Annotated in this window: 24 protein-coding genes; 8 read left to right on the forward strand and 16 right to left on the reverse strand. The window is 73.0% G+C overall.

Going from position 1 to position 25,593, the window contains the following annotated elements:
• The first annotated feature begins 2 nt into the window (after positions 1-2).
• Together efeU and AC0B9F_RS02045 are read left to right on the forward strand one after the other, a co-directional pair.
• Positions 3-884: an iron uptake transporter permease EfeU gene (gene efeU, locus AC0B9F_RS02040; protein WP_471998278.1), complete on the forward strand. Its 882-nt coding sequence runs from the start codon at positions 3-5 to the stop codon at positions 882-884.
• Positions 835-1,863: an SCO2278 family lipoprotein gene (locus AC0B9F_RS02045; RefSeq protein ID WP_471998279.1), complete on the forward strand. Its 1,029-nt coding sequence runs from the start codon at positions 835-837 to the stop codon at positions 1,861-1,863. Before efeU ends, AC0B9F_RS02045 begins: the two co-directional genes overlap by 50 nt.
• Positions 1,864-1,977: 114 nt before the next feature.
• Here AC0B9F_RS02045 and AC0B9F_RS02050 read toward each other — a convergent pair whose 3' ends face one another.
• Together AC0B9F_RS02050 and AC0B9F_RS02055 are read right to left on the reverse strand one after the other, a co-directional pair.
• Positions 1,978-2,703: a bifunctional DNA primase/polymerase gene (locus tag AC0B9F_RS02050; protein WP_471998280.1), complete on the reverse strand. Its 726-nt coding sequence runs from the start codon at positions 2,701-2,703 to the stop codon at positions 1,978-1,980.
• Between the two features lie 115 nt (positions 2,704-2,818).
• The gene (locus tag AC0B9F_RS02055; RefSeq protein ID WP_471998281.1) at positions 2,819-3,427 is read right to left on the reverse strand and encodes a TetR/AcrR family transcriptional regulator; all 609 of its coding nucleotides are present in this window, start codon (positions 3,425-3,427) and stop codon (positions 2,819-2,821) included.
• Positions 3,428-3,533: 106 nt separating this feature from the next.
• On the opposite strand from AC0B9F_RS02055, the gene AC0B9F_RS02060 reads away from it, so the two are divergent.
• Positions 3,534-3,701, forward strand: coding sequence for a DUF6243 family protein (locus AC0B9F_RS02060; RefSeq protein ID WP_471998282.1), 168 nt, complete (start codon positions 3,534-3,536; stop codon positions 3,699-3,701).
• On the opposite strand, the gene AC0B9F_RS02065 is transcribed toward AC0B9F_RS02060, so the two are convergent.
• The 3 genes from AC0B9F_RS02065 to AC0B9F_RS02075 are packed head-to-tail and all read right to left on the reverse strand — an operon-like array spanning position 3,702 to position 7,213.
• A complete protein-coding gene (locus tag AC0B9F_RS02065; RefSeq protein WP_471998283.1) occupies positions 3,702-4,697 on the reverse strand; it encodes a small ribosomal subunit Rsm22 family protein in 996 nt (331 codons plus the stop codon).
• Positions 4,698-4,709: 12 nt separating this feature from the next.
• Positions 4,710-5,903, reverse strand: coding sequence for a serine hydrolase domain-containing protein (locus AC0B9F_RS02070; RefSeq protein ID WP_471998284.1), 1,194 nt, complete (start codon positions 5,901-5,903; stop codon positions 4,710-4,712).
• A complete protein-coding gene (locus tag AC0B9F_RS02075) occupies positions 5,855-7,213 on the reverse strand; it encodes a multidrug effflux MFS transporter (RefSeq protein ID WP_471998285.1) in 1,359 nt (452 codons plus the stop codon). The genes AC0B9F_RS02070 and AC0B9F_RS02075 overlap by 49 nt, the downstream gene beginning before the upstream one ends.
• A 153-nt stretch (positions 7,214-7,366) precedes the next feature.
• On the opposite strand from AC0B9F_RS02075, the gene AC0B9F_RS02080 reads away from it, so the two are divergent.
• On the forward strand, positions 7,367-8,137 hold the full coding sequence (locus AC0B9F_RS02080) for an SDR family oxidoreductase (RefSeq protein WP_471998286.1): 771 nt from the start codon (positions 7,367-7,369) through the stop codon (positions 8,135-8,137).
• Between the two features lie 400 nt (positions 8,138-8,537).
• Here AC0B9F_RS02080 and AC0B9F_RS02085 read toward each other — a convergent pair whose 3' ends face one another.
• A complete protein-coding gene (locus tag AC0B9F_RS02085; protein WP_471998287.1) occupies positions 8,538-9,473 on the reverse strand; it encodes a LysR family transcriptional regulator in 936 nt (311 codons plus the stop codon).
• Between the two features lie 120 nt (positions 9,474-9,593).
• Here AC0B9F_RS02085 and AC0B9F_RS02090 point away from each other — a divergent pair, with 120 nt between their 5' ends.
• From AC0B9F_RS02090 to AC0B9F_RS02105, 4 genes are all read left to right on the forward strand, one after another.
• The gene (locus AC0B9F_RS02090) at positions 9,594-10,844 is read left to right on the forward strand and encodes an MFS transporter (RefSeq protein WP_471998288.1); all 1,251 of its coding nucleotides are present in this window, start codon (positions 9,594-9,596) and stop codon (positions 10,842-10,844) included.
• A gap of 110 nt (positions 10,845-10,954) precedes the next feature.
• Complete coding sequence (locus AC0B9F_RS02095; RefSeq protein ID WP_471998289.1) at positions 10,955-11,503, forward strand: DoxX family membrane protein; 549 nt, start codon at positions 10,955-10,957, stop codon at positions 11,501-11,503.
• A gap of 26 nt (positions 11,504-11,529) precedes the next feature.
• A complete protein-coding gene (locus tag AC0B9F_RS02100) occupies positions 11,530-11,865 on the forward strand; it encodes a MazG-like family protein (RefSeq protein ID WP_471998290.1) in 336 nt (111 codons plus the stop codon).
• 128 nt (positions 11,866-11,993) lie between these two features.
• Positions 11,994-13,292 (forward strand): flavin-containing monooxygenase, encoded by a 1,299-nt coding sequence (locus tag AC0B9F_RS02105; RefSeq protein ID WP_471998291.1) that lies wholly within the window; start codon positions 11,994-11,996, stop codon positions 13,290-13,292.
• A gap of 48 nt (positions 13,293-13,340) precedes the next feature.
• Here AC0B9F_RS02105 and AC0B9F_RS02110 read toward each other — a convergent pair whose 3' ends face one another.
• The 10 genes from AC0B9F_RS02110 to AC0B9F_RS02155 all read right to left on the reverse strand — a co-directional run bounded on the left by AC0B9F_RS02110 (position 13,341) and on the right by AC0B9F_RS02155 (position 25,290).
• A complete protein-coding gene (locus tag AC0B9F_RS02110) occupies positions 13,341-14,441 on the reverse strand; it encodes a tryptophan dimethylallyltransferase family protein (RefSeq protein ID WP_471998292.1) in 1,101 nt (366 codons plus the stop codon).
• Between the two features lie 222 nt (positions 14,442-14,663).
• Entirely contained in the window at positions 14,664-16,001 is a 1,338-nt protein-coding gene (locus tag AC0B9F_RS02115; RefSeq protein ID WP_471998293.1) for a cytochrome P450, read from the reverse strand.
• A gap of 40 nt (positions 16,002-16,041) precedes the next feature.
• On the reverse strand, positions 16,042-16,653 hold the full coding sequence (locus AC0B9F_RS02120; protein WP_471998294.1) for a GTP-binding protein: 612 nt from the start codon (positions 16,651-16,653) through the stop codon (positions 16,042-16,044).
• Complete coding sequence (locus AC0B9F_RS02125) at positions 16,628-17,005, reverse strand: DUF742 domain-containing protein (RefSeq protein ID WP_361634570.1); 378 nt, start codon at positions 17,003-17,005, stop codon at positions 16,628-16,630. Before AC0B9F_RS02125 ends, AC0B9F_RS02120 begins: the two co-directional genes overlap by 26 nt.
• Positions 17,002-17,403 (reverse strand): roadblock/LC7 domain-containing protein, encoded by a 402-nt coding sequence (locus tag AC0B9F_RS02130; RefSeq protein ID WP_471998295.1) that lies wholly within the window; start codon positions 17,401-17,403, stop codon positions 17,002-17,004. The genes AC0B9F_RS02125 and AC0B9F_RS02130 overlap by 4 nt, the downstream gene beginning before the upstream one ends.
• Complete coding sequence (locus AC0B9F_RS02135; RefSeq protein WP_471998296.1) at positions 17,400-18,563, reverse strand: ATP-binding protein; 1,164 nt, start codon at positions 18,561-18,563, stop codon at positions 17,400-17,402. Before AC0B9F_RS02135 ends, AC0B9F_RS02130 begins: the two co-directional genes overlap by 4 nt.
• 178 nt (positions 18,564-18,741) lie before the next feature.
• Positions 18,742-20,274 (reverse strand): peptide MFS transporter, encoded by a 1,533-nt coding sequence (locus AC0B9F_RS02140; RefSeq protein ID WP_471998297.1) that lies wholly within the window; start codon positions 20,272-20,274, stop codon positions 18,742-18,744.
• A gap of 541 nt (positions 20,275-20,815) precedes the next feature.
• A complete protein-coding gene (locus AC0B9F_RS02145; RefSeq protein WP_471998298.1) occupies positions 20,816-22,936 on the reverse strand; it encodes a multicopper oxidase family protein in 2,121 nt (706 codons plus the stop codon).
• A 78-nt stretch (positions 22,937-23,014) separates the two neighbouring features.
• Entirely contained in the window at positions 23,015-23,638 is a 624-nt protein-coding gene (locus AC0B9F_RS02150; protein WP_471998299.1) for a hypothetical protein, read from the reverse strand.
• A gap of 5 nt (positions 23,639-23,643) precedes the next feature.
• A complete protein-coding gene (locus AC0B9F_RS02155; RefSeq protein ID WP_471998300.1) occupies positions 23,644-25,290 on the reverse strand; it encodes an FAD-dependent monooxygenase in 1,647 nt (548 codons plus the stop codon).
• Positions 25,291-25,593 lie beyond the last annotated feature (303 nt).

The following is a 25,593-nucleotide window of genomic DNA, read 5'->3' on the forward strand; positions in this document are numbered from 1 at the left end:
CGATGTTCAGCAACTATCTGATCGGGCTGCGCGAGGGGCTGGAAGCCAGCCTCGTGGTCTGCATCCTCATCGCCTATCTCGTCAAGACCGGGCGGCGCGACGCGATCCGGCCCATCTGGATCGGCATCGGCATCGCGGTGGCCATCGCGCTCGGCTTCGGCTGCGTGCTGGAGTTCGGCTCGCAGGAGCTGACGTTCCAGGCGCAGGAGGCGCTCGGCGGCTCGCTGTCCGTCCTCGCGGTGGTCCTGGTGACGTGGATGGTGTTCTGGATGCGGCGCACCGCGCGGCATCTGAAGTCCGAACTGCACGGCAAGCTGGACGCCGCCCTGAAGATGGGCACCGGCGCGCTGGTCGCGACCGCGTTCCTCGCCGTCGGCCGGGAGGGCCTGGAGACCGCGCTGTTCGTGTGGGCGTCCGTGCACGCCGCCTCCGACGGCACCCCGCGGCCGCTGATCGGCGTCGCGCTGGGCCTGGCCACGGCCGTGTTCCTGGGCTGGCTGTTCTACCGGGGCGCGCTGAAGATCAACCTGGCCAAGTTCTTCACCTGGACCGGCGCCATGCTGGTCGTCGTGGCGGCCGGTGTGCTGGCGTACGGCTTCCACGATCTGCAGGAGGCCGACTGGCTGCCGGGGCTGAACCACCTGGCCTTCGACATCAGCGGCACCATCCCGCCGGACAGCTGGTACGGCACGCTGCTCAAGGGCGTGTTCAACTTCCAGCCCGACCCGACGGTCCTCCAGATCACGGTGTGGCTGCTGTACCTGATCCCGACGCTCGCCGTCTTCTTCGCCCCGGTAGGGTTCGCCTCCGGGAAGGGGAAGGTGAAGCAGCCCAATGACTCGGGAGACAAGGGTTCCCAGCCGTCGACGGCTTCGCAGGCGTGAGCGCGCCGCGCTGACGGCGGCCTCGCTGACCGCGCTGGCGCTGACCGCGAGCGGATGCGTGGTGGTGCACGGGGAGCGCGAGGTGCTCCCCGCCACCACCCAGGCCGAGGCCGCGAAGGCGCTGACGCAGTTCACGACCGCGTACAACAACGCCGACCAGGCCTACGACGCCTCCCTGGACGCCGGTCACACCACGGGGGCGTTCGGCGACATCGACGCCGCGCGGCTGAAGGCGCGGCACATCAACAGTCCGCGGGGCAACTCCGCGCACACGCCACTGGTGTTGTCGGACGTGACGTACACGATCCCGAAGAAGGCGGGCTGGCCGCGGTGGTTCGTGGCGGACGCGCGGGGCAACCGGGCGGGCGCGTCGCGGTGGCTGCTGGTGTTCCTGCGGCACGATCTGGACGAGCCGTGGCAGGTGGCGTTCCTGACGCTGGCGAAGCCGGGGAGCGTGCCGCGGTTCAAGAAGGACGCGGACGGGTTCGCTCAGGCCGTGGACGCCGGGTCGGCGGATCTGGTGGCCACGCCCGAGTCGTTGAGCCGGCGGTACACGACGTACCTGAAGAGCGGCGGTGACGTCTTCGCTGACGGGCCGCACACCAGTGAGTGGCGGGCGGCCCGTCAGCGGCAGGCGCGGCGGCCGGGGCTGGCGAACCAGTACATCGACACGCCGCTGACGCGGGGCGACTACGCGCCGCTCGCGCTGCGCACGGTGGACGGTGGGGCGTTGGTGTTCTTCACCACGCGGCACTATCAGAAGGAGACGGCCGCGCCGGGGGCGGCGGTGCCGGATCCCGGGCGGGATGTGCTGGCGTTGACGTCTGGGGAGATCAAGCAGTCGCTGACGATGGAGTTCGTGTCGGCGGAGGTCGCGGTGGATCCGCCCAAGTCCTCCGGTGGGGCGAAGTCCTCCGGTGGGGCCAAGGTGAGGGTGCTGGGGCGTACGCAGGGGATGACGTCGGCGCAGGGTAGTTAGAACGGGGTGGCGGCGGGTGGCCCTGCGGCCACACCTCAGGGGCGCGGGGAACCGCGCGAGAACCACCCACACACCCGCGCCCGACACACGACCTGGCGCCGCAGGCACCCGGCGTCAGTGGCGCAGGGGCCAGGGAGCCGGGTCCTGGCCGGTGTGGCGGGCGCAGGCGTCGGTGAGGGCTTCCAGGAGGGTGAGGGGGTCGGGGAGGGGGTGTTCGGGGCCGCGGAGCCAGTGGACCGACTCGCCGTCGTCCCCGGGGAGGCGGGCGGGGGGTACGAGGACGTAGGAGCCTCGGCAGTGCCAGCGCAGGCCGGGGTGTTCGGTCATGGTCTCGGGGTGGCAGTCCAGCTCGCACGGCCACCACTCGTCCTCGTCCTCGGGGGTGCCCCGGGTGAGGGTGAAGAACAGCATGCGGCCGTCGTCGCTCTGGGCCACCGGGCCGACGTCCACGCCCTCGGACTCCAGGCGCTCCAGGGCCTCGCGGCCGGCCTGGAGGGGGACGTCGAGGACGTCGTGGACCATGCCGGTCGCGGTGATGAAGTTGGCCTGCGGCTGGTGGCGGGCCCAGCGCTCGATCTGTGAGCGGTCGGTGGTGGACTGCGTCTGCCAGGCGAACGAGATCGGGTGGCGGGCCGGGGTGGGACAGCCCACGCGGTCGCAGGAGCAGCGGTAGCCGGGCGCCGGGTGCGCGGCGGGCGAGAGCGGCAGCCCGGCTCTGGCGGCGGCGAGCAGCAGGGCCTCACGGCCGCCGTCGTCGGCGGCCTGTTCCGGGCCGCGTCCGCGCAGCCACTGGGTGAGTTTGCCCCTCAGGCTCATCGGACCGCCGAACTCCGCGCTCATCTATCCCCTCGCCTCGCTGTGGTGCCGACAGCATGCCCTATGGTCGCACCATCCGGTGCATCGGGGGGCCGGTGCGGACATCCCGGGTACCGCGGACGAGACGTACCGCACACGCTCAGCGTGGGGCGAGGCCGTACAAGGCGTAGTCGACCAGGGCGTCGGTGTAGGCGTGCGAGATCGGGCCGGTGCGCTGCAGCCAGCGCTGGGCGAGCGGGGAGACGAAGAGTTCCAGGGCGATGCGCGGGTCGATGTCGGGGCGGACGTGGCCGGCGGACTGGGCGGTGCGCAGGCGGTCGACGTAGAGCTGGAGCTGCGGTTCGAGGAGTTCGGTGATGAACTGCCGGCCGACCTGTTCGTTGACGACGCCCTCGGCGGTCAGGGCGCGGGCGGGGGCCTCGAAACGGGGGTCGGTCAGTTCGTCGACGGTGGCGCGCAGTACGGCCTTGAGGTCGGCGGCGAGGTCGCCGGTGTCGGGGAGGGCGTAGGGCTCCTGGCCGGCCATCCGCTGGGTGAGGTCCACGAACGCCTCCAGCAGGACGTCCGCCTTCGACGTCCACCAGCGGTAGATGGTCTGCTTGCCGACACCGGCGCGGCCGGCGATGCCCTCGATGGTGGTCCTGGGGTAGCCGGCCTCGGCGACGAGCGCGAGTGCGGCGTCGTAGATCGCGCGCCGGGACTTCTCGCTGCGGCGGCTGGTGTCGGGGGTGGGCTTCCTGGTGGCCATGGGCGCAACTTACCAGGTTGACAAGACGGCGCGTCTCGCTGAGGCTGGAGGCGTCCGTTGCGAGACGGTCCGTATCGTCTCTTGTGTTGGCCGGAAGGAGTTCGTCATGGCGCGAGGTGGAGCGGGGAACATGCTGGGCGTCGGCGGTACGCGGAGGAACCTCGGGCGTACGGCGCTGCGCGGTGGCGGCCGTGCGGGCCGGACCGGTGGTGGTCCGGACCCGCAGGCGCAGAAACGGGAGCTGCTGCGCAAGCTCCAGGAGAGGCGGGGGTAGTCACTCCCCCGGCGGCGGCCAGGGATCGCCCCAGTCGGTGTCCCTGGCCGCCCTGTACAGCTCGCCGTGCCGCTTGGTGACCGTCGTGCGGCGCAGCTGTTCGTCGCTCTCGCACAGGTCCAGCAGCACCTGGCCCTTGCGGATCTGCGGGCGGCGCACGACACGGGCGGCCGCCGGGGTCACCGGGAAGCGGGTGGCGGCGACGTACGCGAACTTCTCGTCCTCGTAGGCCAGCGAGCCGCCCTTGACCTGGCGGTGCAGGGAGGAGCGGCTGACCCGCGCGGAGAAGTGGCACCAGTCGGTGCCGGGCACGATGGGGCAGCCGGCGCTGTGCGGGCAGGGCGCGGCGATGTGGAAGCCGCCGGCGATGAGGCGGTCGCGGGCCTCGATGACGCGGGCGTAGCCGTCGGGGGTGCCGGGCTCCACGATGACGACGGCCTGGGCGGCCGACGCCGCCGCGTCGAGGAGGGCGGCCCGGTCGGCGGCCGTCAGCTCGTTGAGGACGTAGGAGACGGTGACCAGGTCGGTGGGGTCCAGGGTCAGGGCGGCGCCGATGCGGGCGCGCTGCCAGCGGGCCTCGCGCAGGGCGGGGTGCGCGGCGGCCAGCTCCCTGCCCAGGGCGAGCGCGGGCTCGGCCCAGTCCAGCACGGTGACGCGGCGCTCGCCGGACCAGGTCGCGGCGGTGGCCCAGGTCGCGGCCCCGGTGCCGCCGCCGACGTCGGTGTGGCTGCCGGGCGTCCAGTCGGGGGCGGCCTCCGCGAACGCCTCCAGCGCCGCGCGCACCGCCTCGAACGTGGCCGGCATGCGGTAGGCGGCGTACGCGGCCACGTCCGCGCGGTCGCGCAGGATCGGCACGTCGGTCGGGGTGGCCCCGCGGTAGTGGGCGATCAGCCGCTCCACGGCCTGCGCGGCCTGCTTGGGCGGCAGCCCGTCGAGCAGACGCGCGAGGCCGGCGCGCAGGGTTTCGGCCGGGGAGGAGGAGACGGGGGCGTTCACCCCGGGATTCTCTCAAATCCCGGGGTGCCTCTTCGTCCTCCGTACCGCCCGTGCCAGGTGCGTGGCCGCCGCCGCTCTCGGGCGGCTGTCCGGGGTGCGTCTGCGGGGGTGGACCGTGGTGGCCAGCAGGACCAGGAACGTGTCCGTGGCCGGGTCCAGGACCAGGGACGTCCCCGTGAAGCCGGTGTGGCCCGCCGCGCCGCGGCCGGCCAGGGCGCCCATGAACCACGGCTGGTCGACGGCGAAGCCGAGGCCGGGCGGGGTCAGCAGCAGCTCCACGAAGTCCGGGCCGAGGATGCGGGCGGGCCCGTAGGAGCCGCCCGCGAGCAGGGTGCGGCAGAAGACGGCCAGGTCGTGGCCGGTGGAGAACAGACCCGCGTGGCCCGCCACCCCGCCCAGCGCCCAGGCGTTCTCGTCGTGCACGACCCCGCGCAGCAGGCCCCGGTCCGCCTTCGCCCAGGGCCGGCGCTGGTCCTCGGTGGCCGCGGCGCCGGGGCACGGGCCGAAGGCGGTCGCCGTCATGCCCAGCGGGCGGGTGATGCCGTCGCGGACGAGGACGTCGAGGGTGCGGCCGGTCAGCCGTTCCAGCAGGTGCTGCAGGAGCAGCATGTTCAGGTCCGAGTACACGTAGGAGCCGGGCCGGGTCGTCGGCGCCTGAGCTCGCAGCAGGCTCAGGCGTTCCGCGTCGCCCGCGCAGTCGTACAGCGGCAGCTCCGGGCGCAGGCCGGAGGTGTGCGTGAGCAGCTGGCGCACGGTGATGCCGTGCTCGGCGGCCGCCCGGAAGTCGGGCAGGTAGGCGCCGACCCTGGCGTCGATGCCGAGGGTGCCGCGCTCGATCTGCTGCACGGCCGCGACCGCGGTGAACAGTTTGGTCAGAGAGGCCAGGTCGAAGGGGGTGTCCACGGTCATCGGCACCCGGTCCGGCGCGGGCAGTTCGACGCCGCTGTCCGTCTCCGGGTCGTAGGCGGCGTACCGCAGCGCCCAGCCCGCAGCCTCCTGTACGGCGACGACCGGCCCGCGTCCGGCGACCACGACCGCGCCCGCCGCCCAGGGCCGCTCCCCTGCCGTGAGGGCGCGCACGTCGGTGACCAGGCGGCGCAGCTCCTCGGGGTCGAGGCAGGCCTTCTCCGGGGTGTCCCTGCGCAGTCTCGGCGCGCTCAGTTCCCTGCTCCCTCCGCGTCCGCACGTGTGTTCCAGGGACGGCACATTCCCACGAAACAGGCCATCGCCACCACCGCGCCCGCCAGTTGGACGACGGCCATGGGGACGGCCGTGTGCTCACCGGCGATCCCGACGAGCGGGGAGGCGACGGCGCCGACGAGGAAGGAGGACGTACCGAGCAGCGCGGACGCCGAGCCGGCCGAGTGCCGGGTGCGCAGCAGGGCGAGGGACTGGGTGTTGGGCAACGTGACGCCCATCGCGGACATCAGCACGAAAAGGGCGGCGGCGACCGGCGCGAGCCCCACGTCGCCGAACGCGCCCGTCGCCATCAGCAGCAGCGCGGCCGCGGCGAGGATGACGACGGTGAGGCCGGCGGCGAGGACCTTCTCCAGCGCGACCCGGCCGACCAGGACCTTGCCGTTGATCTGGCCGACGGCGACCAGGCCGACGGAGTTCAGCCCGAACAGCAGGCTGAAGGTCTGCGGTGAGGCGCCGTAGATCTCCTGGATGACGAACGGGGACGCCGCGATGTACGCGAACAGCGCGGCGAAGGCGAATCCGCCGGCCAGCATGTAGCCGGTGAAGGGCAGGTCGGACAGCAGCGCCCGCATCGAGCGCAGCGCCTCGGCGACGCCGCCGCCGTGGCGGTCCTGCGGCTCCAGGGTCTCCGGCAGCCGCGTGAGGACCAGCACGCCGAGCAGGGCGCCGACCACGGTGAGGACGACGAACACGCCCCGCCAGTCCGTCACCCGCAGGATCTGCCCGCCGATCAGCGGCGCGACGATCGGGGCGACGCCGGAGATCAGCATGAGGGTGGAGAAGAAGCGGGCCATGGCCACGCCGTCGTACAGGTCGCGCACCACGGCCCGGGCGATGACGATGCCGGCCGCGCCGGCGAGGCCCTGCGCCAGCCGGAAGGCGACCAGCGTCTCCACGTTCGGCGCCGACGCGCACAGGGCGGTGGCGACGACGTAGACGGCGAGGCCGGTGAGCAGGGGCCGGCGGCGGCCCCACCTGTCGCTCATGGGGCCGACGACGAGCTGGCCCAGCGCCATGCCGGCCAGGCAGGCGGTGAGGGTGAGCTGCACGGTCGCGGCGGGCGCGTGCAGGGAGCGGGTCACCGCGGGCAGCGACGGCAGGTACATGTCCATCGCGAGCGGCGGGGTGGCGGTCAGGCCGCCCAGGACGAGGGTGACGAGCCATCCGGTGCGGCGGTGCGCCGCGCGGGCGGCGGCCGCGGTGGCGGTGCGGGTGGCGGTGCCGGTGCCGGTGGCAGCCTCGGCGGGGGTCCCTGTGGCGGCCTCGGTGGCGGCCGGGCGGGCGGCCTCGGGTATGTGGGCCCCTCCCTCGGGCATGCGCTCTCCCTTTCGAACTCCCTCGGCGACGGATCGGCACCCATGCTCTCAGGCCTTCGTTGCGCCTGTCCGGGTGACGGCGCTCGGGGGCGTGGTGTTCGTATGGCGGAAGGCCGGTTCCGGAGTGTGGACCTTTGTCTACGCTTTTGGACCATGAACGCTGAACGAAACACCGAGCGGCGCGGCGTCGCCGTGGTGACCGGCGCCGGGTCCGGGATCGGGCGCGCGGTCGCCGTCGAGCTGATGCGCGGGGGGTGGGCGGTGGCCCTCGCCGGGCGCCGTGTGCCTCCGCTGGAGGAGACGGGCGCGCTGGCGCCGGACGGTGACTGGCTCGCCGTGCGGACGGACGTGACCGAGCCGGAGTCCGTGGCCGCCCTGTTCGCGGCGACCGTGGAGCGGTTCGGGCGGGTGGATCTGCTGTTCAACAACGCCGGCACGTTCGGGCCCGGCGGGGTGCCGGTGGAGGAACTGTCGTACGACGCCTGGCGGCACGTGGTGGACACGAACCTCAACGGGGCGTTCCTGTGCGCGCAGACCGCGTACCGGCAGATGAAGGAGCAGAGCCCGCAGGGCGGACGGATCATCAACAACGGGTCCATCTCGGCGCACGCGCCGCGGCCGCACTCGGCGCCGTACACCGCGACGAAGCATGCGCTGACGGGGCTGACGAAGGCGCTGTCGCTGGACGGGCGGCCGTACCGGATCGCGGTGGGGCAGATCGACATCGGCAACGCGGCGACGGACATGACGGCTCGTATGCAGACGGGTGTGCTGCAGGCCAACGGGGCGGTGGTCGCGGAGCCGGTGATGGACGTGGCCGATGTGGCGCGGACGGTGCGGCACATGGCGGAGTTGCCGCTTGAGGCGAACGTGCAGTTCGCGACGGTACTGGCCACGACGATGCCGTACGTCGGGCGGGGTTGAGGGGGCGTCGGGGCGTCAGGCTTGCGATGTGCACAAGCGGAATTTGAAGGTCCGTAGCATTGCGGCCGGTGGGGGGCTTATGCTCAACTTTCCTCCATCGGAGCTTCACACTTGGGGCACGATGGTTCCGCCGTAAGGCCGCAAGCCATGGCGAGGGGGGAGGCGGCAGCCGTCCCATTGCACCGGGGGGCGCGTCCTGCGGGACGCGCGGGGTGCGGTGGGGCGGCTGCCGTGTTTTTGGCACTTGCGGGGGCGGGTGGGGGTGCCTGCGGCGCTGGGTCGTCGTTTGTCTGCGGGTGCGTTGTGGCTGGGCGCGCAGTTCCCCGCGCCCCTTTGGTGCCTGCGGCGGCCCGTTGCGGTCCGGTGGCCGGTTGCTGTCGCGCCTGCGGTGCGTTGTGGGTCAGTGTGGGAGTGTCCACGGGGGTGTCCAGGTTTCCTGGGCGCTGTGGGGGCGGGGTGTGGTCTTCAGGTGGGTGTGGAGGGTGGTCAGGGCCGGGTGGGGGTTGTCGCGGTGCCAGAGGAGTGAGTGGGGGTAGACGGGGGTCGGGTCCGTGACCGGGATGCGGCGCAGGCCGTGGTCGGCGGGCCAGATGAGGCGGGTGTGCTCGCCCATGAAGGTGGCCAGCGCCGGGGTGTCGGCGACGGTGTCCAGGAGCGCGTCGGAACCGAAGTTGGGGCCGGTGGCCTCGATGGTGAGGCCGAACTCGGCGACGAGGTCCTCGTAGTAGGCGGCCCACTCCGAACCGGGGACGATGCCGGGCATCCAGATCCGGTGCCCGGCGAGCTCGGCGAGGGGGACCGACCGGGCGCCCGCCAGCGCGTGGGCGGGGCCGGTGAGCAGCTGGAGCGGTTCGTCGACCACCCGCACCGACTCGATGTCCTCGGGGAGGGGCCGGCCGGGCGCGGCGACGGCGCGGAAGGTCGCGTCGACCGTGCCGGAGCGAAGGGCGGCGACGGCCGTCTCGATGTCGAGCAGCATCACCACGTCGAGGTCGATCCCGGGGTGCGCGCGGTGGAAGCCGCGCATCAGGCCCGAGGCCGCGCCGCGCGAGTTGATCACGTCGACGCGCAGGGGGCGGTGGCCGGTGCGTACGGAGCTGACCGCGCGCTCGGCGACGCGCAGCAGCTCGCGCGCGTGGGGCAGGAACGCCTGCCCGTCGATGGTCGGCGCGGCGCCGCGCGGCGTGCGGGTGAACAGCCGCACGCCGAGGTCGCGCTCCAGCGCCGCGATGCGCTTGGAGACGGCCTGCTGGGTGATCGACAGGTCGGCGGCGGCCTTCTGGAACTGGCCCGCTTCCGCGACGGCGACGAAGGTGCGTACTGCTTCGAGGTCCACGCCGGGTCACCTTAGTGAACAACGGATGGTTGTGCGGGGTCGGCGGGGCGGTTGTTTGACCTCGGGTTGTGCTTCTCGCTTAGCTCTCGCTGGGCAACGACGGTTTGTCCGGGCGGGAGCATGGTGGGCAGGAGACGGTTGGGCCGGCAGTTCGGCTGGCTGTGGGCGGCCTACGCGGTGAGCGCCTACGGGTCCGGACTGGGATTCGGGGCGTTCCCGCTGATCGCCGTCATGGTGCTGCACGCCGGTCCGGCCGAGGTGTCCGCGCTGTCCGCGGTGGGCCCCGCCGTGGGCGCGCTGATCGCCGTGCCGCTCGCGCCGTGGGTGGAGTTCCGGCGCAAGCGCCCGGTCATGATCGCGATGGACCTGACCCGGTTCGCGGCCATGGCGACGATCCCGCTCGCCTACGCCTTCGGTGTGCTCGGTTTCGTCCAGCTGCTCGTGATCTCGGCGGTGGTCGCCGCGGCCAGGATCGCGTTCAACGCGGCGAGCGGCGCCTTCCTCAAGGCCCTCGTCCCGCCGGACGACCTGCTCGTGGCCAACGCGCGGTTCGAGTCCACGAACTGGAGCTCCATCGCGGTCGGGCCACCGCTCGGCGGGGCGGCGATCGGGCTGTTCGGGCCGGTCACCACCGTGGTGGCCGACGCGCTCAGCTATCTGTTCTCCGCCCTGGGCATCACCGCCATGCGGGCCGGGAAGGAAGCGCCGCGGCCGGCCGGGGCGGGCCCGGTCAGGGCGGGCGGGGTGCTCGACGGCTGGCGCCACATCATGGGTCACCCCGTGTTGCGGGCGCTCTATCTCAACAACATGCTCGTCGGTGGTCTGATCATGGCGACCGAGCCGCTGCTGGCCGTGCTGCTGCTGCGCCGGCTCGGTTTCCCGCCCTGGCAGTACGGCCTCGCCTTCGCCGCCCCCTGTCTCGGCGGGCTCATCGGCTCCCGGCTGGCCCGCCGGGTCGTGGCCCGCTACGGCCGGCACCGGGTCTTCCGTACCGTCGGCACCCTGCGGGCGGTCTGGCTGATCGGCCTGGCCTTCGTCCGCCCCGGCGTCGTGGGCCTGGTCACCGTGATCGCCGTCGAGCTGGCGATCATTGTCAACATGAGCCTGTACACCCCGGTGCTCGCCACCTACCGGCTCGAGCACACCCCCGCGCATCTCGTCGCCCGCACCCTGTCGGCCTGGTCGATCGGCCAGCAGGCCGCTATCGCCCTCTGCACCGCGCTCGGCGGGCTGCTCGCCGGCGTCACCGGCCCGCGCACCGCTCTCACGGTCGCCGGACTGCTCATCCTGGCCACCCCGCTGCTGCTCCCCCGGCACGAGGGGACGTCGCCCCGGGGCGAAGCCGCGCGTGCGCCCAGTCCCCTCGCCTGACCGCGCACACCGCTCGGCGGCGTACCCGAACGGACGCGCGCGGGGGTGGGAGGGGAGGGGCCGTGTCACCGTGGGAGAGGGGCCGTTTCTCGTGGGCTCAGGGAGTGACCGTGACGACGTTCGATCGACGTGATCTGGGGCTGTTGCTGCTTCGGCTGGGGACCGGCGGGGTGCTGGCCGCGCACGGGGCGCAGAAGCTGTTCGGCTGGTTCGGCGGGCACGGGCTGGAGGGCACCGGGCAGTTCATGGAGTCCGTCGGCTACCGGCCCGGCAAAGCCAGCGCGATGGCGGCCGGGCTGGCCGAGGCCGGTGGCGGGGTGCTGCTGGCGCTGGGTCTCGCCACGCCGGCCGCCGGGGCGTCCGCGGCCGGGGCGATGGCGGGCGCGGCCTCCGTGCACGCGCCCAACGGCTTCTTCAACCAGGGCGGGGGCTACGAGTACGCCGCCTCGCTGGGCCTGACCGCCGCCGGGCTCGCCGTCACGGGGCCCGGCCGGCTCTCCGTCGACGCGCTGCTCGGGCACAGCGTGAACCGGGGCTGGATGGTGCCGGCCGCCTTCGCGACCGCCGCTGCGGGCACCGCCGTCGTCATCGGCGCCCGGGTGCGGCAGCTGCGCCGGCAGCGGGAGGGCGAGCAGGAGGCCCTGTTCGAGGGCGAGTAGGGCGCCTCGCGTGGCAGTCTCCTCGTATGAGTGAGCGGGACGTGGAGTTGTGGGGCACCGTCGAGGAGCTGTGGACGTGGCTGGAGGAGCGGCGCGCTCATGACGGTCTCGACGGGCTGCTGCTGCGGGTGCTGAAGCTGTCCGAGGAGGTCGGCGAGGTCGCCCAGGCCGTGATCGGGGCGACCGGGCAGAATCCGCGCAAGGGGACCAGTCATACGTGGGACGACGTGCAGGGCGAGTTGTGCGACGTCGTCATCACCGCGCTGGTGGCGCTGCGGACGCTGACGCCCGAGGCGCGGGAGGTGTTCGCGGGGCATCTGGAGCGGGTGCGACGGCGTTCCCTCGCGGGTGAGCCGTCGTAGCGCTGAGCGGTCTCGGGGCGGAGCTGTCGTAGTGGCGTATACCACCCTGCCGCCGGTGTGACGCAAGTGTTCGATGGGCAGTCACTGGCCGTGCGAAGACGATCTGTGGTGACGGTGTGGGGGGACGCGTGAGCGTGTGTGTGATCGGTGCGGGTCTGTCCGGACTGGCGGCCGCACACGCGCTCGACGCCCGCGGCGTCGACTTCGTGTGTGTGGAGAAGGCGCCGGACGTGGGGGGGATCTGGCGGCAGCCGGGGGCGGCGGAGCGCGGCCCGGGTTATCACACCCTGCATCTGAACACCGCCAAGTCGCTCACCGGGTACGCCGGTTTCCCGATGCCCGGCGACTGTCCGCTCTACCCCCGGCACAGCCAGGTCGCGGACTATCTGCGCGCCTTCGCCGACTGGGCGGGACTGCGGGAGCGGATCGAGTTCGGCACCGCGGTGATGTCGGTACGGCCGCGGTCCGCAGGCGGCTGGCGGGTGGTCTGCCGGGGGGCGGACGGACGGATCAGTGACCGCACGTTCGCCCACGTCGTCGTCGCCTCGGGGCACAACAGCGATCCGGCGCTGCCCGATCCGCTGCCCCGGGGCGCGCAGACCTTTGCCGGAACGATCCTGCACTCGGTGGACTACCACGACGGCCGCTCCTTCGCCGGGCAGCGTGTCGTGGTGGTGGGGCTCGGCGCCTCCGCCGTGGACATCGCCGCCGATCTGTCCCGGCACGCCGAGCGCACCGTGCTGTCGGTGCGGCGGGGACTGCACATCGTGCCGAAGCAGTTGTTCGGGATGTCGGTCGATCTGATCGCCGAAGCGCCCTGGTTCACGGCGATGCCCCTTCCCGAGGCCCGCAGGTTCGTGGAGAACGCGCTGCTGGTGGCGCGGGGGAAGCTCGGCGACTACGGGCTGCCCGAACCGGACCATCCGATCTTCTCGTCCGCCGTGACCGTCTCCGACGAGATCCTCAGCCGCATCCGGCACGGCGCCGTCGTGCCGAGGCCCGCGATCCAGGCGCTGGACGAGGACCGGGTGGTCTTCACCGACGGCACCACCGAACGCGCCGACACGATCGTGTACTGCACCGGGTTCAGGATGTCGTTCCCCTTCCTGCCCGACGGGTGCCCGGTGAGCGCGGCAGGCGCGGTCGAGCTGTACCGGCGGGTGGTGGCGCCCGGGCATCCCGGGCTGCACTTCGTCGGACTGGTGCGGCCGCAGGGCGCCATCACCCGTCTGGTGGAGGCGCAGGCGCGCTGGGTGGCGGGGATCGTCGCCGGGGAGGTCGCGCTGCCGCCCGAGGACGTCATGCGCAAGGAGATCGACGCCTACCTGACCGGCATCGCCGAGCGGTACGGCGACACCGGGGACTCCTCGATCCAGGTCGACTTCGGGCCGTACCTGGCGGAACTGACGGCGTTGCAGCCGGTGTGAGCGGTGCGGCGGGGCTCCCGGAGCCGCCGGAAGCCCCGCCTCTCCCGGTCAGTGCACGGACTCGGCCCGCTCAGGTGCGAGCACCGGGGGCCGGACGGCGTACGCCTCCGAGGAGAGGTAGGCCGTCAGCCGTGGCGGCGCGCCGCGCTGGTGGGCCAGAGCCAGGTAGGCGATCAGCCCCGCGCCGTCCTCCGGGCGGCGGGCGGTGACGGCGGGCAGCGCGCGGATCAGCGGACCCGGGTCGATGCCGTGGCGCAGGAGTGCGGCCACGGCTCGATCGAGGGCCTCGCCGTCGTGGCGGACGTAGTCGCGCACCGGGACGTGCAGGGTGAACCCGCTGGGCAGTCTGCTGCCCGCCTCGGTGAAGGCGTGGCAGGTGAGGCCCGGACGGCGGTCCAGTCCCCGCTCCGCGGCGGGTCCGGCGACGGTGCGGAAGAAGTCCGCGACGTCCGCCGCGGGGACGGGCGGGTCCGTCCGGGACGCGGCGCCCGCCTCGACGGCCGACAGATGCCGGTGGCTGAGGTACACCTTCACCCGGGGGGTCTCCCAGTCGCCCAGGTCCAGGGCGAGGAAGGGATGGCCCTCGGCCGGGGGTAACGCGTCGAACGCCCGCTCGTGGCCGAGCCTGCGCATGGCCTCACGCACGGTGGGCGCCGCCCGTTCCGGTCCGCAGGCGGACGGGTTCAGGTACACCTTGACCTTGGGCACTCCCCCGGGCCGCAGTTCCAGCGCGATCCACAGCGCGAAGGGGCCCGCGGGGGACGGCGGCAGGAACAGGTCCGCCAAGCCGTCCAGGCGTTCGGTGGAGAAGTTCCAGCGCCGGGCCATCTCTCTGACGACGGCCAATGCCGCGTCACCACCGAGGTCCGGGCTGCCTGCGCCACAGCCCGGCTCCAGCAGGACGCGCAGCGAGGGCGCCGCGCCGGGGGTGAAGGACAGGGAGAACTCCACCGGTGTGTGGTCGTCCGACAGGAACGTCGGCGCCGGCGGCGGCAGGTCGAGCGGACGAACGGCGGCGGCGCCCAGCGCGGCGGTCAGGACCTCCGCGTAGGAGTCCGCGTCGGCGGGGCTCAGGGAGGTGAGCGCACACAGCCGTCTCAGCTGGCCGCCGACGTGAGCGCCGAGCGTCGACGCCCGCGTGGCGCTCACCGCTGCCCCCTAGGTCTGCCGGGGCGGGCAAGAAGATACCCGCCGACGGGGGCGGGTATCGGGGGATGGCACGTGGGGTGGGCCGGTATGGAACGGGCGTCGGTGGATATGTGGTCCACGGACACCTCCTTCACCTCGTCAGCAACACGGAATACCGCGTTCCTCACTACCCCTGTGGTGGGGACTTCACGCGACTGCGCGAAGGGAAGGGTGTTGCGCTGGTCACCTGAGCCAGTTGAGGAACTGACTCCACAGACCGGTGCGTTCGGACTTGCGGGCGCTCTGCGCGGGCTGGGCCGGGGCGGCGGTGTGCCGCGGCGCCGGGGCGGCGGCCGCGGGCGCCGGGGTGAAGCGGGCCGGCAGGGCGAGCAGGGCGCGGTGGAAGGGCCCGGAGCGCCAGGTCAGGCTGTCCTCGGGGATGGCGAGTTCGATGTCGGGCAGCCGGTTGAGCAGGTTCTCCACCGCGGTGACGGTGATCTGCCGGGCGGGCTCCTTGGACGGGCAGGCGTGCGGGCCGGCGCTCCAGGCGAGATGGGCCCGGTTGCTGCCGGCCTGCCGGGAGGCGGCCAGCGCGGGACCGGTGTTGGCCGCCGCGAAGCTGATCAGGACCGGCTCGCCCGCCTCCAGCCGGCGGCCGGCGAAGTCGACGTCGGCGGCCGGGTAGTGGGGCGCGTAGTTCGCCATGGGCGGGTTGTCCCACAGCGTGTCGTCGAGGGCCTCGTCGATCAGACCGCCCTCCTTGGCGTACCGGTCGTCGGTGAGCAGGCGGTGCAGGGTGTTGCCGATCAGGTTGCGCAGCGGCTCGGCTCCGGCGCCCAGCAGCAGGGCGAGCTGGTGCACCATCTCCTCGTCCGACAGCACGGCCTGATGCTGCATCAGCCAGGAGGTGACGTCGTCGCCCGGCTTGCTCCGCTTGAGTGCGACGAGTTCGCCGACGGCCTGGAAGAGCACCTCGACGGCCTTCTCGGCGTTGACGCCGTCGAACATGCCGGAGATGCCGAACAGGACCCGGTCGCCGATGTCGGCGGGGCAGCCGAAGAGTTCGTTGAAGACGAACAGCGGCAGCTGCTTGGCGTAGTCGCCGAGCAGGTCGACCGAGCCGCGGGCGGCGAACTGGTCGATGAGGTACGTGGAGATCCGCTCGGTGCTCCGGCTCAGGCGCCGCACGTCGACGCGGGCGAGGGAGTCGGTGACCGCCTGCCGCAGCCGCAGGTGCTCGGCGCCGTCGGCGAACATGCAGTTGGGCCGGTACGCCAGCAGCGGCACCACCGGGCTGTCCGCGGGGACCTTGCCTTCCTGGAAGGCCCGCCAGCGGCGCGCGTCCTTGCGGAACGTGCCGGAGTCCTGCAGGAGTTGCAGAGCGGCGGTGTAGTCGGTGACGAGGGTCGCCTCGACACCCGGGGCGAGTTCGACGGGCGCGGCCGGCCCGTAGTAGCGCAGATAGTCGTAGTACGCCTGCGGGTCGGCCGCGAACTCCGGGCCGTGCAGCGGCACCCGGGCGCCGGAGCCGTGGGCCGGGCACCCGGGCGGGGGCACCGGGGCGGGGGTGTGAGCGTCCATGTCAGTTCCTAGAGGGTGTGCCGGGGCCGCACGGCGGGGATCAGTGCGCGTGGGCCAGCAGGTGGCGGACGAGGGTGGTCAGGGCGGCGGCCGACGACTGCTCGTCGCGGGCGTCGCAGGTGACGACGGGGGTGTCCGCCAGCAGGTCCAGCGCCTCGCGCAGGGCCGCCTCGTCGCGCAGCGGGGAGCCGTCGAAGTGGTTGACGGCGATGGCGTAGTCGAGGCCGTACGTCTCGATCAGGTCGATCACCGGGAAGGAGTCCGCGAGCCGTTCGGGGTCGACGAGCACCAGTGCGCCGAGGGCGCCGCGGGCCATGTCCTCCCACATCTGCACGAAGCGCTGCTGGCCGGGGGTGCCGAACAGGTACAGCACGACGCGGTCGCTGATGGTGAGGCGGCCGAAGTCCATGGCGACGGTGGTGGTGGTCTTGCCCGTCACGCCCTTGAGGTCGTCGATCCCCTCCCCCGCCCGGGTCATGGTCTCCTCGGTGGACAGCGGCTCGATCTCGGAGATCGAGCCGATGAAGGTGGTCTTGCCCACCGCGAAGTGACCGACGACGAGGATCTTCACGGCGGTCTGCTCGGCGCCGCCGCGGACGTAGGCCTGCTCACCGAGCCGGGCGGGCTCAGCCGAACTTGGCGCGGAGACCATTCAGTACCTCCTCGAGGATCTCCCGGTCGGCGAGGGGGGCACGGGCCACGGGAGGGCGGGTGATGAGGTAGCCGCCCTCCGCCAGGGAGGCGAGGAGGATCCGCACCACGCCGAGCGGCAGCCGGGTGTGCCCCGCGATCTCGGCGACCGAGAGGTAGCCGGCGGAACAGATGTCCAGCAGCCGCTGTTCCTCGGGCGACAGCCGGGTGGGCCGCTGTCCCTCCTCGGGGGCCGCCGTGACGAGGGTGATCAGGGACAGCTGCTCGTCGTCGGGCAGTCCGCGTCCCTTGGTGATGACATAGGGACGCACTAACGGCGCGGTCTCGGGCTCCCAGTCCTCGTACCCGCTCATGAGCGTATGCCGAGGTCTTCGCGCGGCGGCGCGGCGAGCACCTTGCCGAGCTGGCCGACGAGCTGCTGCATACGGAAGGTGATGTCCTGCATGTCGACGTCCGGGGAGGCGGAGACGCCCAGGTAGGCGCCGTCGCCGGCGGAGATCAGGAAGACCCAGCCGCCGTCGAACTCCACCAGCGTCTGCCGCCAGGCGTGGCGGGGGTCCTCACAGAAGAAACCGAGCGAGCGGCTGAGGGACTGCACTCCGCTCATCGCGGCGGCGACCCGGTCGGCGTCGTCCTTGTCGAAGTCCTTCGTCCGGGCCATCAACAGACCGTCGGCCGAGATCAGGACCGCGTGCAGAGCCCCGGGAATCTCCAGGGCGCTGTCGAGCATCCATGACAGATCGTCGTTCACGAGACCTCATGTCCTTCGCTGCTTGCACCACGTGTGCTGCTCGTAGGGCCCGCCTCGTCGCGCGCGGCCCGGCCGGACTGCGTGCCCCGCTGGAACGCGCCCATGATCGCCGCGGTCTCGGCGCCGGAGCGGCCGGAGGTGCGGGCGTCGGGTGCGCTGCCGGGCACGATCGCCATCGGCCGCTTGCGGCGCCTGCGGGGCAGGCCGTCGGCGGCGGACGCGGTCAGCGCGGGCTCGGGCCCGGTGGAGTGGGGCATCGCGTGCGTGGGCATGGTGGGGGCCGGCGCCTTCTGCTCGGGCATGGCGGTGAGCAGCTCGTGGGGCAGCAGGACGACCGCGCGCACGCCTCCGTACGGGGAGGAGGAGTCCACGGACACCTCGAAGCCGAACCGTTCGCACAGCACGCCGATCACCGCGAAGCCGAACTGCGGCGGGTTGCCGAGCCCGGAGACGCCCTTGACGCGGCGGCTGGCCAGCAGTCCCTCGGCGCGGGCCCGCTCCTCGTCGTTCATGCCGACACCTGCGTCGTCGACGACGATGCAGATGCCCTTGGGCACGGTGCGGATGTTGATCTCGACGACGGTGTCGGGGCTGGAGTAGCTGGTGGCGTTGTCGAGCAGTTCCGCCAGGGCGAGCGCCACCGGTTCGACGGCGCGGCTGGTGATGCCGAAGTCGACCTGGGAGAGGATCTCCACGCGCCGGAAGTGGCGGATGCGGCCCTGGGCGCTGCGCACCACGTCGTAGACGGAGGCCACGTCGCGGTGGCGGCCGAGCCAGCCGTCGCAGAGGACGGCGATGGACTGGGCGCGGCGGCCGAACTGCGAGTTGGTGTGGTCGATCTCCAGCAGGTCCTGGAGGATGGCCGAGTCGCCGTACTTCTCCTGCAGCCGGGAGACGACGAGTTGCTGCTCGGCGGCGAGGCCCTGCAGGGTCCGCATCGCGGACTTCAGGACGGTCTTGGTCGCCTCCTCGGCCTCCTCCTGGGCGGCCTGCACCGACTGGGTGTAGTGGTTCTCCAGGTCGGAGTAGTGGCTGGTGAGCCCGTCGATCTCCTGCCGGAGCGCTCGGGCCGCCCTGCGCTGGCGGACGACGAGGGCGACGGTGGCGACGAGAAGGACGAGGAGCGTCCAGAGCACCGGGTTCGCTGTGTATTCCGTCATAAGACTCTCTTCAGGCGACTGACGGCCGGCTGATGATCCCGTCCAGGAGAGTGGACGCGCCCGCTCCGCAAGTGCGGTGATCGTATCACCGCACGAACAGGTGACCGACCGTCAATAAGGGTCGTACGACGAAAGGTTGGGCCGATGCCGCGTCTACGCGAGGAGAACTCCGGGTGGCTCAGACGCCGAGCCGCCTGGTCAGCGCGCGTCGCCCGAGCAGCAGGACCGCCCCCGTCACGAGGGCCACCGCGGCCAGGGCCAGGAAATAACCGGGGCCCGGGACACGGTCCCCGGAGAGCTTGAGGGCGTTGCCGCCGATGCCGCCGCCGAGGGCGCCGGAGAGCCAGAACAGGGCCACCATCCGGTTGACGAAGCCGGCCGGGGCGATGGCCGTGGAGGCGCTCATGCCGACCGGTCCGAAGGAGAGCTCCCCGGCGGCGAACAGCGCGAAGGCCAGCAGCAGCCACAGCGGCGACACCCGGGCGCCGCCCGAGGCCAGCGTCGCCGCGGACGCCATCACCAGGTAGGCGGCGGCCACGGCGCCCATGCCGACGGCGTACTTGACCGCGGTCGGCACGCGGTCGCCCGCCCGGGTCCACAGCCACGCGAACAGCGGCGCGAGCGTGAGGACGAACAGCGGGACCGCCGCCTGGAACCAGCTGGCGGGCACGGTACGCCCGAGCACCTCGCGGTCGGTGGCGTGCTTGGCGAACAGCGCGAAGGCGGAGCCGCCCTGCAGGAAGAGCGCCCAGAAAACCGCCGAGACCAGGAACAGCCAGACGTAGGTGCGCACCCGGACCCGCTCCGCGGCGGTCACCAGCGGGTCGCGCAGCAGCCGCCAGAAGCAGATCACCGGTGACGCCACGCACAACAGGCCGACCAGCACCATGAGATGGGGCATCCGGAAGGCGCCGAGGGCGGCGTCGGCGCCGTAGCCGAGGACGACCACGGCGGTGGCGGCGAGCGCGGTGCGCAGCACCCGGGTCCGTTCGGCGGGGGTCGCGGCGTGCTCCGGGGCGCCGCCGGTGTCGCCGAAGTGGCGGGCGCCGCGGACGTACTGCAGCAGTCCGGCGCCCATGCCGAGGGCGGCGGCGCCGAAGCCGAGGTGCCAGTTCACGCCCTCGCCGAGCGCGCCCACGACGATCGGCGCGATCAGGGCGCTGACCTGGACGCTCATATAGAAGACGGCGAAGCCGGCGTCCCGGCCGGCGCGGTCCTCGCGGTCGTAGAAGGCGCTGAGCAGGCCGGCCATGTTCGGCTTGAGCAGACCGGTGCCGCAGGCGATGAGCAGCAGGCCGGGGTAGACGGAGCCGGTGACGGGCACCGCCATCGTCGCGTGGCCGAGGGCGATCAGGACACCGCCGTGCAGGACGGCGCGGCGCGCGCCGAGGACACGGTCGCCGATCCAGCCGCCGGGCACGGAGGCCAGGAACACGGCGGCCATGTACGCGCCGTACAGCACCCCGGCGTCCCCCGCGGACAGCCCGAGACCGCCCGCGCCCCGGTCCTGCGTGGCGTACAGCACGAGGATCGCCGTCATGCCGTAGAAGCTGAACCGCTCCCATACGTCGGTGAGGAAGAGGGTGGTGAACCAGCGGGGGCGGCGGAGCGGGCCGGGGCGTGCGGCGGCGCGCGCGGGCGGCCCGGCGACCGTGTCCTCGGCGGGGCCGGGGCGGTGGTCGGCGGCGGGCGGTCGGGGCGGGGTGGGCATGGTTTCCTCCTGCGGACGTCCGGGGGCGCAGGGCGAGGTTCGCGGGAGGCGTTCGACGACCGGTCGAGCACCGCTCGTGGCGGGCGGCTCCCGGCGGGCAGGGGGGATCCCGGCGGGAAGGGGCCTGCCGGCCGCCGCGGGGTGAGGGGAACGGGCGGACCGCGGGAGGCGGACGGCCGGGGGATGCCGTCGTCGCTCGTCCCGGGAACCGGTCCGGCAGCGGGCGCCGCCCTCGCTCGGAGCCGCTCCCCTCACCCCTGGAGGGAACGCCCCGCCGCTCGCGTACCGCTCGGGGCCCGCTCACCCGGACGGCATGCCGTCGGTGCGGCAGGCGGTCGGGGCGGGGGGTCAGGCGCGCGTCTGCAGCCGCAGGGTCTCGGCGTGGAAGATCTCGTTGCTGCGGTGGGTGACGTCGAGCAGCAGCTCCTGCGGGCAGAGTGTCAACCGTTCCCCCGAAGTCCTCGCGCGCCGCCGGCCGCACACGCCCGTGCCCGCCCGCTGTCCAGCAGCGGGCGGGCCCGGTCCGGTCCGGTGACGGCGGTCAGTCCGGGTGATTGCCGGACTTGCCGCCGATCGTGTAGGGGGTGGTGACGTTCTCGTACGCGACGTGCATGACCATCCCGAGATTGGCGTGCGTGAAGTTGTGGCAGTGGTCCATCCAGATGCCCGGGTTGTCGGCCTTGAAGGCGATCTCCCACTCCTCGCCCGGGCGGACGAGGACGGTGTCCTGCCAGATGGGACTGCCGGTCAGCCGCTTGCCGTTGTGGCTGAGCAGCAGGACGTGATGCCCGTGCAGATGCATCGGGTGGTCCTCCTGGCCCCGGTTGAGGAAGCGGACGCGGATCAGTTCGCCCTCCTTGACCATGAGCATCGGGGTGTCCGGGAAGACCCGGCCGTTGATGGTCTGCCGGAGCGCGAACTTGCCGTTGTAGAAGCCCAGCCACTCGTCGAAGGTCAGGTTGAAGGTGCGGTCGAAGTGGCTGTCGGGGCCGAACGGCGTCGCGGCCGGCCTGCCGTAGCCGGTCTTGTCGAACTCGGGCCCGTCGAAGCGCGGTGCGATGCTGCCCTTGCCGTCGGGCGAGAAGGCGATGCCCTCCTTCTCGGCATCCTCGGAGGCCAGCCGGACGGGAGTGGCCGGCATCGTGAACTCGACGTCCATCCGTCCGGCGCCGGCGACCACCAGCCGCCGGCCGGTGAGCTCGCCGGGCTGGTTGATGTCCATGCCGTCGATCGCGCTCACCTTGAACGGCACGCCGGTCAGCGTGAACGTCCGGGTGTGGATGTCACTGTTGACCAGGCGCAGCCGGATCTTCTGCCCGGGCCGCGCCGCGCGGCGCTGCAGCACGTCGGAGGTGCCGAAGGCGGTCACGGCGCCCTTGGAGGTGTCCCATGTGTGGGCCGTGACGGTGACGTCCTGGTCGACCGGCCGGGCCGGCTTCGCCGGGTCGATGACCATCGCTCCGAACAGACCGCGGCGCACCTGCTCGGAGGACGCCTGGTGCGAGTGGTACCAGAAGGTGCCGCTCTCCTTCACCCGGAACCGGTAGGTGTACCGGCCGCCAGGCGGGACGGCGTCCTGGGTGACACCGGCCACGCCGTCCTCGCCGTTGGGCACGTCCAGGCCGTGCCAGTGGGTGGAGACCGGGGTGTCCTTGAGCCGGTTGACCAGTGTGATCTCGACGAGTTCGCCCTGTTTCATGTGCAGCGTCGGCCCGGGGATCCCCCCGTTGAACGTCCACGCCCGGACGGTGCGGCCGGAGGCCAGCGTGACGGTGGCCTCCTGCGCGGTGAGGGTGAACCGGCGGTCCGGCGTCCCGGCGGCGGGGCCCTTCAGGTCGTCCACGCTGACGGCGGCGCCGCCGGCCATCCCCCCGGCGCCGTGCTGGTGCATGCTGACGGCGTCCGCGGAGGCGCCCGCGCCGCCGTGGTGACCCTCGTGACCGGCGGCGAACGTCGTTCCGCCGCCGTAGTCCATGGTCCCCTTCATCATGGAGAACGTGTCGGGGAACTTGCTGCGCTGCGCGTCGACGGCGACCAGCGCGCCGAGCACGCCCAGCACCACCACGGCCGTGCCGACGCGCAGGACCAGCCTCTGCCCGCGCCGCCCCTGCGCTGCGGGACGGCGGCCGGTGAGCCGGTCGGACCGGCGGCGGGCGCGGGCGGCGAGCCACAGGGCGCCGACGAGCAGGACGAGACCGTACACCGAGTAGTCGAGCCACACCGGCCGGTCCGGCGGGAGGAACTTCTCGAAGAACCCGCCCAGTGAGCCGAAGGCGGCCAGCTGGGGCGGCAGCGTGATCCGCGGCGCGGCCGCCGACGTGCTCGTGCCGGTGCCGCCGCGGCGGGCCGCCGCCAGCACCCGCGGCAGGCTGAGCACCAGCGTGGCCAGCACCCCGGGCAGGAGCAGCAGCAGGGTGGTGACGGCGCGCCGGTCCGCGGCCAGCTCCCAGTGGATGCGCGCGATCAGGGTGAAGCAGACCAGCCGGCCGGCCGAGGCGGCCAGGGCGAGCACGGTGAGTAAGGCGGCCACGCGCGCCGAGCGGCGCAGCCGCCGGGTGTCCGGGCGGGTGGCCAGGCGGCGGACGGTGAGCGCGGCCAGCAACCAGAGCGGCAGCAGCACCAGTTGGAGGACGAAGTCCACGATGGAGATGGCGAGGTACATTCCCCTGCTCCGATCAGTGAGGCATGCCCGGGGCCGCTCACGGCCCTCGGGCATGCCTCTCGACGGGTGTGGTGGTGGTCAGGACCGGTCGACCGTCAGCGCGCTGGCTCCGCCGAGCACGTCGATGTCGTAGCGGTCCTCGGTGGTGTCGTAGGTGGGGCTCGCGAACGTGGCCCCGCCACCGGTGGCGCCCAGGTGCTGGGTGTCGAAGGTCAGCTGGGAGGCGCCGCCCTGGACGCTGATCCGCGCCGCGACGTCGTGGGGGCGGCGCAGGCTGACGTTGCTGACCCCGCCGGCCACCCGGATGCGCACCGTACCGCGGGGCCGGGGCAGGGAGATGGAGACGTGGCTCGCGCCGCTGCCGAGGTCGAGCCGGGTCAGGATGATCTGGGACAGGTCGGCGGTCAGCCGCCCGGTACCGCCGTCGACCTCGATGGCCCACGGCACGGTCGGGTTCAGGCTGAAGCTGCCGCTGTGCCGGCGGACCGAGAACGGGTGCAGCCGCCGCGGATAGCGGACGGTGACCACGCCCGCGGTGGCGTCGACCTCCGGCACCAGGCCGGAGAACCGTCCCTGGTAGAGGTGCTCGCTGTCCTTGGGCTCGGCGGCCAGGGTCAGCTCGGACGCGCCGCCGACGAACTTGAGCGTGCCGGTGGTGACCGGGCCCAGCGCGCCGCTGAACTCCTTCTCCTGCGTGGTCATGGTGATCAGTTCCTTCCGTTCTCGGCGCGGTCCAGGACGCGCGCCAGGATGTCTTCGAGCTGTTGCTGCGGGTCGGCGGCCGGGCCGGCCGACCGCCAGGCGACGAAACCGTCGGGGCGCACCAGGACCGCGCCGTCGGCGCCGACCCCGTAGCGCTCGGCCCAGTCGCCGGCCGGATCGGTGACGTACTCCCCGCCGATGCGGTGGACGTCGAGGTCGATGCCGAGCCGCTGGGCGGCCGGGCCGGCGGCGTGTTCCCAGCCGGTGCCCTGCGGGCCGGTGAGCAGCACGGGCGACTCACCGAACAGGTCGAGGGCGGACAGGTCCTTGCCGCGGCTGCGCAGCGTGACGTGCGGGGCCCGGGTGCCGGGCCGGCCGAGCGTGCGCGGGTCGAGGGCGGGCGGCAGCTGCGGGCCGCCGTCCTCGGGGACCAGCGCGCCGCTCTTGTAGAGCTGGCCGAGGATGGCCGCGGCGTAGCTGGGCCGGTCGTCGGACTCCTCGTCGTGCGAGCGCTCCTGGAGTTCGGCGAGGGCGTAGTCGATGGTGAAGCGGGCCACCGGGCGGCGCTCCGCCTCGTAGCTGTCGAGCAGGGCGGGGCCGGCCGTGCGGTGCAGCACCGCGGCGAGCTTCCAGGCGAGGTTGTCCGCGTCCTGGATGCCGGTGGCGGCGCCGAAGGCCCCGGTGGGCGGCATGGTGTGCGCGGCGTCGCCGACGAGGAACACCCGGTCCTGGCGGTACCGTTCGGCCAGCCCGGCGGAGATCTCGAAGCCGAGGATCTTCTGCCCGGTCTTCTCGACCTGCACCTCCAGCCCCTCGACCGTGAGGTCCGGAACGCCGACCGCGGCCCGGATCGCGGCTATGCAGCGCGCCTCGTCGAAGTCCTCCAGCCGCTCGCCCCGCTCGGGGTGGTACGGCGTGTAGAAGACCCAGCGGGAGCCGTCCAGCGGCATCAGCAGGGTGCCGGTGTCGGGCTGGTCGAAGTAGCCGAGGCCGAGGTCGCGCCCGCGCAGGGGCTCGGTCAGGTCGGCCTTGAAGACCACGCTGACGGTGTGGATGAGGGTGCCGGGGCCCTCGACGGGGATGCCGAGGGTCTGCCGGACGGTGCTGCCGACCCCGTCGGCGCCGATCAGATACTGCGCCCGGACGGCTGTCTCGGCGCCGGTGGCGGTGTCCCGGAGCGTGGCGACGACGCCGTCCGCGGTCTGCTCGAAGCCGGCCAGTTCGGTGGACCAGCGCAGATCGGCGCCGAGTTCGGCGGCGCGGCGGGCGACGAGGCGCTCCAGCCGGTCCTGGTCGATGGAGCACCAGGTGCACGGCGTGACCTCGGAGGTGAGCTCGGGCGCCTCGTCCTGCATGGGGGCGGAGAAGATCTCCGGCCCGGCCAGGGTCTCGGCGCGCACCATCAGCTTCTCGCTGAGCTCGGAGGTGAGCGAGCGGTCCGCGAAGATCTCCTCCTCCAGGCCGGCCGCCCGGAAGACCTCGACCGTGCGGGGGTTGATGACCCGGGCCCGCGGGTGGCCCAGGGCGCCCGGGTGGCGCTCGATCAGCAGCGGGCGGATGCCCCGGCGGGCCAGGAACAGCGCGGTCGACAGTCCGACCACGGCACCGCCGACGATGAGGACGGGGGTCTGCTCGGTGGGCGTGGGTGTCATGGATACCTCTCCGTTCAGGACGGTCGGTCAGGTCCAGCGATCAGGTCGTGCCTCGGGGATCAGGTGCAGTGATCAGGTGGTGTCTCGGGAAGCAGGTGCAGCGGTCAGGTGGTGCTTCGGGTGTCAGGTCCAGCGGTCAGGTGGTGCCTCGGGGGCCAGGTCCAGCGGTCAGGTGGTGCCTTGGTGGTACGGGGCGAGGTCGCCCTGGGTCGGGCGGCGCCCCGGCGGTACGGGGCCCGGTCCCCCGGGCCCCCGGTGGTGCGGGGCGCGCTCTCCCCCGGTCCGGGCGTGCCCCGGGTGGTG

It is taken from the genome of Streptomyces sp. NPDC097129 (genome assembly GCF_055668065.1).

What these genes read in the sequence shown, in the direction of transcription:
- efeU (WP_471998278.1), top strand. Translation starts at nt 3, where the DNA reads ATGTTCAGCAACTATCTGATCGGGCTGCGCGAGGGGCTGGAAGCCAGC.
- AC0B9F_RS02045 (WP_471998279.1), top strand. Translation starts at nt 835, where the DNA reads ATGACTCGGGAGACAAGGGTTCCCAGCCGTCGACGGCTTCGCAGGCGT.
- AC0B9F_RS02050 (WP_471998280.1), bottom strand. Translation starts at nt 2,703, where the DNA reads ATGAGCGCGGAGTTCGGCGGTCCGATGAGCCTGAGGGGCAAACTCACC.
- AC0B9F_RS02055 (WP_471998281.1), bottom strand. Translation starts at nt 3,427, where the DNA reads ATGGCCACCAGGAAGCCCACCCCCGACACCAGCCGCCGCAGCGAGAAG.
- AC0B9F_RS02060 (WP_471998282.1), top strand. Translation starts at nt 3,534, where the DNA reads ATGGCGCGAGGTGGAGCGGGGAACATGCTGGGCGTCGGCGGTACGCGG.
- AC0B9F_RS02075 (WP_471998285.1), bottom strand. Translation starts at nt 7,213, where the DNA reads ATGCCCGAGGGAGGGGCCCACATACCCGAGGCCGCCCGCCCGGCCGCC.
- AC0B9F_RS02080 (WP_471998286.1), top strand. Translation starts at nt 7,367, where the DNA reads ATGAACGCTGAACGAAACACCGAGCGGCGCGGCGTCGCCGTGGTGACC.
- AC0B9F_RS02090 (WP_471998288.1), top strand. Translation starts at nt 9,594, where the DNA reads ATGGTGGGCAGGAGACGGTTGGGCCGGCAGTTCGGCTGGCTGTGGGCG.
- AC0B9F_RS02100 (WP_471998290.1), top strand. Translation starts at nt 11,530, where the DNA reads ATGAGTGAGCGGGACGTGGAGTTGTGGGGCACCGTCGAGGAGCTGTGG.
- AC0B9F_RS02115 (WP_471998293.1), bottom strand. Translation starts at nt 16,001, where the DNA reads ATGGACGCTCACACCCCCGCCCCGGTGCCCCCGCCCGGGTGCCCGGCC.
- AC0B9F_RS02120 (WP_471998294.1), bottom strand. Translation starts at nt 16,653, where the DNA reads ATGGTCTCCGCGCCAAGTTCGGCTGAGCCCGCCCGGCTCGGTGAGCAG.
- AC0B9F_RS02125 (WP_361634570.1), bottom strand. Translation starts at nt 17,005, where the DNA reads ATGAGCGGGTACGAGGACTGGGAGCCCGAGACCGCGCCGTTAGTGCGT.
- AC0B9F_RS02135 (WP_471998296.1), bottom strand. Translation starts at nt 18,563, where the DNA reads ATGACGGAATACACAGCGAACCCGGTGCTCTGGACGCTCCTCGTCCTT.
- AC0B9F_RS02140 (WP_471998297.1), bottom strand. Translation starts at nt 20,274, where the DNA reads ATGCCCACCCCGCCCCGACCGCCCGCCGCCGACCACCGCCCCGGCCCC.
- AC0B9F_RS02145 (WP_471998298.1), bottom strand. Translation starts at nt 22,936, where the DNA reads ATGTACCTCGCCATCTCCATCGTGGACTTCGTCCTCCAACTGGTGCTG.
- AC0B9F_RS02150 (WP_471998299.1), bottom strand. Translation starts at nt 23,638, where the DNA reads ATGACCACGCAGGAGAAGGAGTTCAGCGGCGCGCTGGGCCCGGTCACC.
- AC0B9F_RS02155 (WP_471998300.1), bottom strand. Translation starts at nt 25,290, where the DNA reads ATGACACCCACGCCCACCGAGCAGACCCCCGTCCTCATCGTCGGCGGT.